General features: G+C 38.2%; 6 protein-coding genes. 3 read left to right on the top strand and 3 right to left on the bottom strand.

What is annotated here, in order from left to right:
• Positions 1-139: 139 nt before the first annotated feature.
• The gene (locus EKM76_RS12305; protein ID WP_225417945.1) at positions 140-385 is read right to left on the bottom strand and encodes a hypothetical protein; all 246 of its coding nucleotides are present in this window, start codon (positions 383-385) and stop codon (positions 140-142) included.
• 228 nt (positions 386-613) lie between these two features.
• Positions 614-1315 (bottom strand): hypothetical protein, encoded by a 702-nt coding sequence (locus EKM76_RS12300; protein WP_125550907.1) that lies wholly within the window; start codon positions 1313-1315, stop codon positions 614-616.
• Positions 1316-1733: 418 nt separating this feature from the next.
• On the opposite strand from EKM76_RS12300, the gene EKM76_RS12295 reads away from it, so the two are divergent.
• From EKM76_RS12295 to EKM76_RS12285, 3 genes are read left to right on the top strand one after another with little or no spacing between them, the layout of a single operon-like run.
• The gene (locus tag EKM76_RS12295) at positions 1734-3581 is read left to right on the top strand and encodes a BglG family transcription antiterminator (protein WP_125550906.1); all 1848 of its coding nucleotides are present in this window, start codon (positions 1734-1736) and stop codon (positions 3579-3581) included.
• 20 nt (positions 3582-3601) lie between these two features.
• Positions 3602-5527, top strand: a complete 1926-nt coding sequence (locus EKM76_RS12290) for a PTS fructose transporter subunit IIABC (protein ID WP_125550905.1) — start codon at positions 3602-3604, stop codon at positions 5525-5527.
• A 23-nt stretch (positions 5528-5550) separates the two neighbouring features.
• Entirely contained in the window at positions 5551-6513 is a 963-nt protein-coding gene (locus EKM76_RS12285) for a ketose-bisphosphate aldolase (protein ID WP_125550904.1), read from the top strand.
• 351 nt (positions 6514-6864) lie between these two features.
• Here the strand turns inward: EKM76_RS12285 and EKM76_RS12280 are convergent, their stop codons facing one another.
• The gene (locus tag EKM76_RS12280; protein WP_125550903.1) at positions 6865-7326 is read right to left on the bottom strand and encodes a phage tail protein; all 462 of its coding nucleotides are present in this window, start codon (positions 7324-7326) and stop codon (positions 6865-6867) included.
• Between the last annotated feature and the right edge of the window lie 307 nt (positions 7327-7633).

The following is a 7633-nucleotide window of genomic DNA, read 5'->3' as shown; positions in this document are numbered from 1 at the left end:
GTTGAGGAAGGAATCGAATATTTCAATCACCACAATCGCTCAGCACAAAGAAACGGCCTCACCCCAGATGAATACTGGAGTGAAGCCGCTTAGAAACAGATTCAACTTTATATTATTTCATTTGTCAACTTGACAGGGCCTAGTGCAAAGTGAGGTCATTTTTAGTTTCAGTGGTCGGTGTCGTGACTGTGATTAATAAGTCCTCGATCGAGTCGATCTCGTTGATCACAGTACCTAGAGCTTCATTATCGTTTTTACCAGCAGCTAGCAGTTCCTGATATCGAGCAGTCAGCTTGATCAGCAGATTAGCTTTAGCCTTTTCAGCAGCGGCCGTGTCAGGTACATTCGCAAATTTACTTGCCAAATAATTTTTGATCGTATCCATGCTCGTTCCTCCTTTAGATGATGATCAGAATGGAAAGACAACAAATAGGTGCGATGAAAATTAAGTGTCAGCCGGTCGGTTTTACCTACATCTATCATACAATAATTAGCTTTCTAGACAAAGAAAAATGCATACGTTAGAGCATGAACAAATCGCAAAAAAACTGCATCAGTTCGATGCAGCTCAGTTACAGACAACGATCAAAGTTTTAAATAGTTTGGCGGCAGATCATAGCGTTAAGCCGTAGCCAGCAGCAGTGATCCCAGTGTCGTCAATGTATTTTGGCGTATAAGTGAAGCCGGTCAGCGAGCCATTCGCCGTGATGAAGGTGATACGCTCAATCAGTTCGTTAAAAACATCAGCAAAATAAGCCCAAGCAAACTCATCGTCCTCGTCGTCGATATCAATACCGCTACGGCGATGTGCATCCGCAAACCCACCTAAATTAACCAGCGGGAAACTGAATAAGTCTTGCGGCGCGATGTCAGTGGTGCGTTGAACGATGTCGGCACTTTCAAAAATAGCGGTTTGAATGGTACCAATAAATTGGCCAGGAGCGAGTTTAGCCTGTAATTGTTGATTGCTACGAATAGTAAAGGCATCAGCAGCGGCCATTGTGATCACGTGATCAGCGCTGACTAAGCCGCTCGCAAAGTTGGCATCAAGGAAAATAAAGTCATAACTAGCTCGCAATTGTGCAATTTGCTGTTGAAATTCGGATGTATTAACCGTTAATAAATCAATACCCGGTGCAGTTTCCAGCGCGGGTATTTTTTTGTGCATAAGCTCAGTGGCCGCTGCAGGCGATAGTGTATCAACGATCAATACGTTTTGTTGGTTAAATTTATTGGCGGCAATTGCTGTCATCACGGTGAGCAACGTTTTACCAGTTTCGCCACTAGTTGAAGTAAAGAAAATAATTTTTGCCATGAATAACCTCCGAAAGCGTTAAATAATAAAGTCTGTCATAAATTTAGGATAACACGCGATAGTTACAAATCAATAAAACGATTTCTTTTCTAATTATTAATCTAAAAGTACGTTCTAAATAATTTGTTAACCCATATTAGGCATCCATGTGACCATCATTATGCCGAATACTTGTTAAATATTTTTTTAGAGTATAAGATTCATTCACAAAAGTCTTAATGTAGTAAGCGAAATTATTGCAGTCGCTAAAATTCTTAGTTATACAGCCCGTCGAAATATACTGGTTACAAGGCGTTTTTCAAACAACTAGTAAAATAACTTTCCTGATCTATGCGGAAAGAAATCATGCTTGTACGAAGCTACCGTTTATTTTAGGATGAATATGTAAGGTAAGTGATGATTGGAGGAAGAAAATAACATGAAAGATAAATATGCTAAGCTTCTTCTTCAATTACAAAAGAATAGAGGAGGCATCGGCGGCCAGTCGTTGGCTAAGAATTTAAATGTTAGTACAAGAACTGTACGAAATTATATTAAGGATCTAAATGAAAACTATTTAACTGAGGGTGTAATTACATCAGATAGTACTAAAGGCTATGTTTTGGAAGGTGCCATTACTAATTTAACAGAGACGGATCAGTTAATATTTGAACAGCGTGCATTTTTTATCATTAAGTATTTATTGAGTGAACCTAATACGTCCTATGAAGTACTGGCTAATAAATTACATTATTCAGCACAGACAATTCGTAATGATATTTACAGAATTCAAAAAATAATTGAATCTGAACAGCGGCATGTAAAAATTGAGGCTATTATTTTTCAAGGTGTGTCATTGGTTGGCGATGAACTGGATTGCCGTTTATTGTTAGATAGTTTTTTCGACCCTCAACTATTGAGTGTTGAACAATTTTTAACCGATTTTAATTTTTATTTTCAAGATTGGATCGACCCTGAAGCGGCCAAGAAGTTATGTGCTTATATTCGCAGAGAGTTAGAGCGTAACAGTATTAAATGTGACATTAAATTGCTACGCTCATTACTAACTTATTTGGTGATTTCGGTCTATCGCAATGAAAAGGGTTATTCGCTGGATAATATTGTAACAAGTACGATGAACATTAATAAAACAGTCTATGTTCTAGCAGAGGCGTTGTTTCACCAGACCATTAACTACATCAATAAAGACACTTCGATTGTGACTAAGGAGATTGAAAACTTTTATTGGTTTTTGATTAGTCAAGAGTTCAGTGATGCTGTAGGCCAACAATATTATTCGATCAATCCTGAAATCTCTAATTGGGTGAAGGATGCACTTATTCAGACCAATAAAATACACCAAATAGATTTTGCGAGTGATCAGAAATTATTGACGGACCTAGCACTGCATATTTCTCGTGATATATTACCGCTAAAGTTTAATTTCTTTATCGAAAATTCTTATCTTCATCATATAAAGACTGATTATGTTATTGCTTATCAGTATGCAGTAACTTTTACGGATTGCTTAAAACAAGTGGCAAAGGTTACCTTGCCGGAAAATGAAATCGGTTACTTGGCGCTGCATTTTGCTGCCTACATTGAACGGCATAAGCATCGTGACATAAGCATAGCTATTATATATGGTGCACATGAGGTATCAGCTAAATTATTAGCTCACCGAATTGAGGAATTATTTTCCAATTTAAGTGTTAAACAGATTTTGCATATCTCTGACATAGCTGATGTACAAAACGTTGATTTTATTATTGCCAGTGATCGAATTGTTGTACAGACTGAAATACCATTGGTTTTAGTCAATGATTTATTGACTAAAGACGACATTAAGAAAATTAATCTTCAAATCAATCAACTTGTGTTGTCCAATGTATTAAAGAATAGTGTTTTGATTCATGGCCAATTTTCTAACAAAGAAGAGGTAATTAAACAGTTACTAATGCGATTAAAACAACCAGAAATGTTTGATAATGTTATGGAGCGGGAGCAGCTTTCTTCAACTGATGTTGGTACGTTTACAGCACTGCCCCATCCGCTAGTTATGAAAACAGGTTGTCCATTCTCACTAGGAATAGCTATTTTAGATAAGCCGATCCAGTGGGGTGGACGGGAAGTTAGTTTGGTTATTTTACCACTACCAGATTCAACTAATCATCTAGAGTATGAGCGAGTATTTGGTATATTACAAAAAATTATTGTCAATGAAGATAATTTAACACAATTAAAGCAGTTGAAGGTACCAAGTGATTTTATGAAATTAGTTTTGTAATAGAGATGGAGGCGAGCTCTATGGAGATTTCAGAAGTATTGAGTCAAGAGAATATACAGCTTGATCTTAAAGGGAATGGTAAAGAAGATGTCATTCGTACTTTAGCAACGCTTCTTTACAAGAATGGTAGTATCAGCGATTTAGAAGGATATATTAAGGATGTTTGGCAACGTGAGAATGAAATTTCAACTGCGGTTGGTAATGGCATTGCAATACCGCATGCTAAGAGCAAGTACGTTAAGAAAACTGCAATCGCGTTTGGTCGGTCATTAAACGGCATCCAATATGGTGACGAAAAATGTCAGTTATTCTTCTTGATCGCGGCTGGAGAAAATGCTTCAAACGAACATTTGAAGGCGCTATCTAAAATATCAGGGTTCTTGATGGACGATATGTTTCGTGCGCATCTGATATTGGCACAGACGAATGCCGAGGTTATTGATTTAGTCAATGAAAAAGAAGCAGAAGAAAAAGTTGACTCGTCCACTATAGCGCCAAAAGCTGATAGCGATAAAGATTTTATAGTAGGTGTGACGGCTTGTACAGCAGGAATTGCGCATACTTATATGTCTGCTAAAGCGTTGGAAGATGCTGGTGAAAAGCTTGGCGTCCAAGTTAAGATTGAAACAGAAGGTTCTAGTGGTACTGAGAACGAATTAACCACTGATGAAATTAATCAAGCGAGTGGTATTGTAATTGCTGCTGATCGTACGATTGATTTATCGCGTTTTAGCGGTAAGCATGTGTTACAAACATCGACTAAAGCAGGAATCAATGATGCGGAAAATTTAATCAAAACTGCGAGTACCGCACCGATTTATCAGGGCAGTAGCACCGATGCAGCAGCGACTACTACAGCAAAACAATCAACTAGTGCTAAATCCATTGGTTTTGGAATTTATAAACACTTGATGAATGGTGTTTCGTTCATGTTACCTTTTGTGGTGGCTGGTGGTATTTTGATTGCGGTATCGTTTATGTTTGGTACTGGTTCTGCAGATCCTAAAAGCGCGGACTATAACACGCTTGCTGCTTTTCTGAATATGGTTGGTAGTAAAGCAGCGTTTGGATTGATGGTACCAATATTTGCGGGGTATGTTGCGTATAGTATCGCAGATCGTCCTGGGTTAGCACCAGGTGCGATTGGTGGGATGATTGCATATTTAGGCGGTTCAGGGTTCTTGGGTGGTGTAGTGGCAGGATTTGTGGCAGGCTACATTATTCTAGGGCTAAAGAAGATATTCACTAAATTACCACAATCGTTACAAGGATTAAATCCAGTACTATTGTATCCAGTTTTTGGCACATTATTCACAACGTTAATCATTCAATACATGATCAACGGGCCAGTTGGTGGATTTAATAAGGATTTAACTGCTTGGTTAAGTCATATGGGTGGCACCAATGCTGTATTAGTTGGCTTTATCCTTGGCGGTCTATTAGTAAGTGATATGGGTGGCCCGTTGAACAAAATTACGTATGCGTTTGGAATTCAAATGTTAACGACTGGTGTGACTGCACCAATGGCAGCAATTATGTGTGGTGGGATGATTCCACCAATTGCTTTAGGTTTGGCAACAACAATTTTTAGAAATAAATTTACACCGCAAGAACGGGAAACAGGGAAAGTTGCATATGTGTTAGGTGCTTGCTTCATTACAGAAGGCGTTATCCCATTTGCTGGTGCGGATCCGTTGCGCGTTATTCCAGGAAATATTATTGGGGCTGGTGTTGGCGGCGCGTTATCAATGGCTTTTGGAATCACACTTTCAGCTCCACATGGTGGGATTTTCGTTATTCCAATCGCTATCAACAAACCGCTATTATATGTTGGCTGTATTTTAGCAGGAGCAGTGGTTGAATGTCTCATTGTCGGATTAACCAAGAAAACTATAGTTGCTGGCGAAGTTAAAGATACAAAAGCAGATGTAGTTTCGATATTTTAGATATTTGAAAGGGAGTATTAATTATGGTATTAGTCTCAGCAAAAGTATTAGTCGATAAAGCATACAAAAATCATTTTGCAGTAGGTGCATTTAACGTCGGGAATAGTGAATTTGTTAAAAATATTATTGCCGTTGCTGAAGATTTAAAGTCACCAGTCATTATGCAAATTCATCCCTATGAATATGATTTAATGGGCAGTGATATTGTTAAGTATGCACGTGAAGCTGCCATGACATCTAATGTTCCAATTGCTATTCATTTAGATCATGGTCGTGATATTAATGATGTTATGCGCGCTTTACGGGATCAGATGAATTCAGTTATGATCGATACTTCAGGATTACCTTTTGCTGAAAATTTAGCAACCACTAAGCAAGTTGTTGATCTATCGCATCGAATTGGTGTAGCTGTTGAAGCTGAACTTGGTAGTATTGGTAGTCGTAATGCATCGGCAGATAATAATATGGGTCGTGTTTACACTGATCCAAAGAGTGCTAAAGAGTTTGTCGATCAAACGGGGGTTGACGATTTGGCTGTTGCTATTGGCACAGTCCATGGCCCATATCCGAGTGGCGATAACGATATTAAAATCGATCGTCTTGATGCTTTGAATGAAGTGTTACAAATGCCTTTAGTATTACACGGCGGTTCGAATAATCCAGATCAAAAAATCAAAGAAGCAATCGCTCATGGGATTGCAAAGGTTAATATTTCAACCGATATTAAAATGCCATATTACCATACAATCAAGGATACTGTATTAGCTAAACCAGATCAGTACGAACCTTGGATTATGACACCAGCGGCAGATGAAGCACAAAAGGAAGTTCTGCGGGATAAAATGTTACTTTTCGGTAGTGACGATAAAGCTAAATTGTATTTTGCCGATACTGACACGCTGAAACCATTGTATCCATATGAGAGCGATATTGTTGATAAAATTGTGTATGATCAACAAACTGATGAAACTTTAGTTGCACGTTAATATAAAACCAATAGTTGATAGGCATTAATTAGATGTCCGCCAACTATTGGTTTTATTTATTTTATGATGCAGGTAACCACTGATCAGTAATTTGCTATCTGTGGTATTTCAGTTACTTTCCATATAAATGTAATTGCTGGACAATCAAAAAAAGTCAGTCACAATGGGTGGCTGACCTGAGTAGTAGGCTGAATACTGCTGTGGACTATGGTGCTAAAGGAGAAAATCATATCACAAATTCATCATAACACGTTGACTATGAAAATAAATAAAGCGATTACATTTTAGGGAAAAACCCTAACTAAAAGTTGTGAAAATACACACGCTTTTAGCTTGAGCATAAATAATTAACTAATAGTTACCTTTGATCACGAAAAATGAACCGCGGATCGTACCAGCAAGTTTAGACTTTTGACGGGCAAATTTGAACTTGCTTTCAAATTCTACGGGTATTTCCATACCATCGCTAAGCTTGAAACCAACGGCCCGCTTGCTATCTTCGGCGAGGCCGTACATGATGTTGACGGCTAAACCATTTTCATAGAAAACATAAGCGTATTTAGTGCCGTCAGCTTCAAAAGTCGTGACTTCTAGCGGTTGGTAGGGAAAAAGCATATCCCGCTCAGCTAAAATCGTTTCGATCCATTTTAACGTAGCGGGGTCTTCGGCTGCCGGGACAGTCGTGAATTCGTGTTTGAATTTATTCCAGAAATAACGAGCTTCATTCGCGCGTAATCCCGCAAGTGCATCTGCCACCGGCGAACTGGTCAAACCAACGGTGGAGACATTTTTAAAATCAACTTTATAAGCCATAATGGTCCTCGATTCTATTTTAATGACCTGATTATAGCAGAATCGTGATTGATTTGAAATTAAGTTATATCCCCAAATTGCAAGAACAAATTAGCCACACGATAAATCCTATTAAATCAGTATTTTCATTAATATTCATATTTTATGGATTTAACTTAACGCCGAGTTTACAATTGAAGTGCAACACCCAATGAACTAGACCAACTATAGACAAAAAGGCCATGAAGACCTATTCTTATAATCGCCAAGAAAATAAGAGAGTAGGTGCCTTCATGACCCAATCCCAGAGTACCATGTCTAGCCATTA

This window comes from Loigolactobacillus zhaoyuanensis (assembly GCF_003946385.1).
Taxonomy (GTDB): Bacteria; Bacillota; Bacilli; order Lactobacillales; family Lactobacillaceae; genus Loigolactobacillus; species Loigolactobacillus zhaoyuanensis.
The sequence above is the reverse complement of the archived record's forward strand: the minus strand, read 5'-3'. Positions and strand labels throughout refer to the sequence as shown.

What these genes read in the sequence shown, in the direction of transcription:
- EKM76_RS12285 (WP_125550904.1), top strand. Translation starts at nt 5,551, where the DNA reads ATGGTATTAGTCTCAGCAAAAGTATTAGTCGATAAAGCATACAAAAAT.
- EKM76_RS12305 (WP_225417945.1), bottom strand. Translation starts at nt 385, where the DNA reads ATGGATACGATCAAAAATTATTTGGCAAGTAAATTTGCGAATGTACCT.
- EKM76_RS12280 (WP_125550903.1), bottom strand. Translation starts at nt 7,326, where the DNA reads ATGGCTTATAAAGTTGATTTTAAAAATGTCTCCACCGTTGGTTTGACC.
- EKM76_RS12290 (WP_125550905.1), top strand. Translation starts at nt 3,602, where the DNA reads ATGGAGATTTCAGAAGTATTGAGTCAAGAGAATATACAGCTTGATCTT.
- EKM76_RS12295 (WP_125550906.1), top strand. Translation starts at nt 1,734, where the DNA reads ATGAAAGATAAATATGCTAAGCTTCTTCTTCAATTACAAAAGAATAGA.
- EKM76_RS12300 (WP_125550907.1), bottom strand. Translation starts at nt 1,315, where the DNA reads ATGGCAAAAATTATTTTCTTTACTTCAACTAGTGGCGAAACTGGTAAA.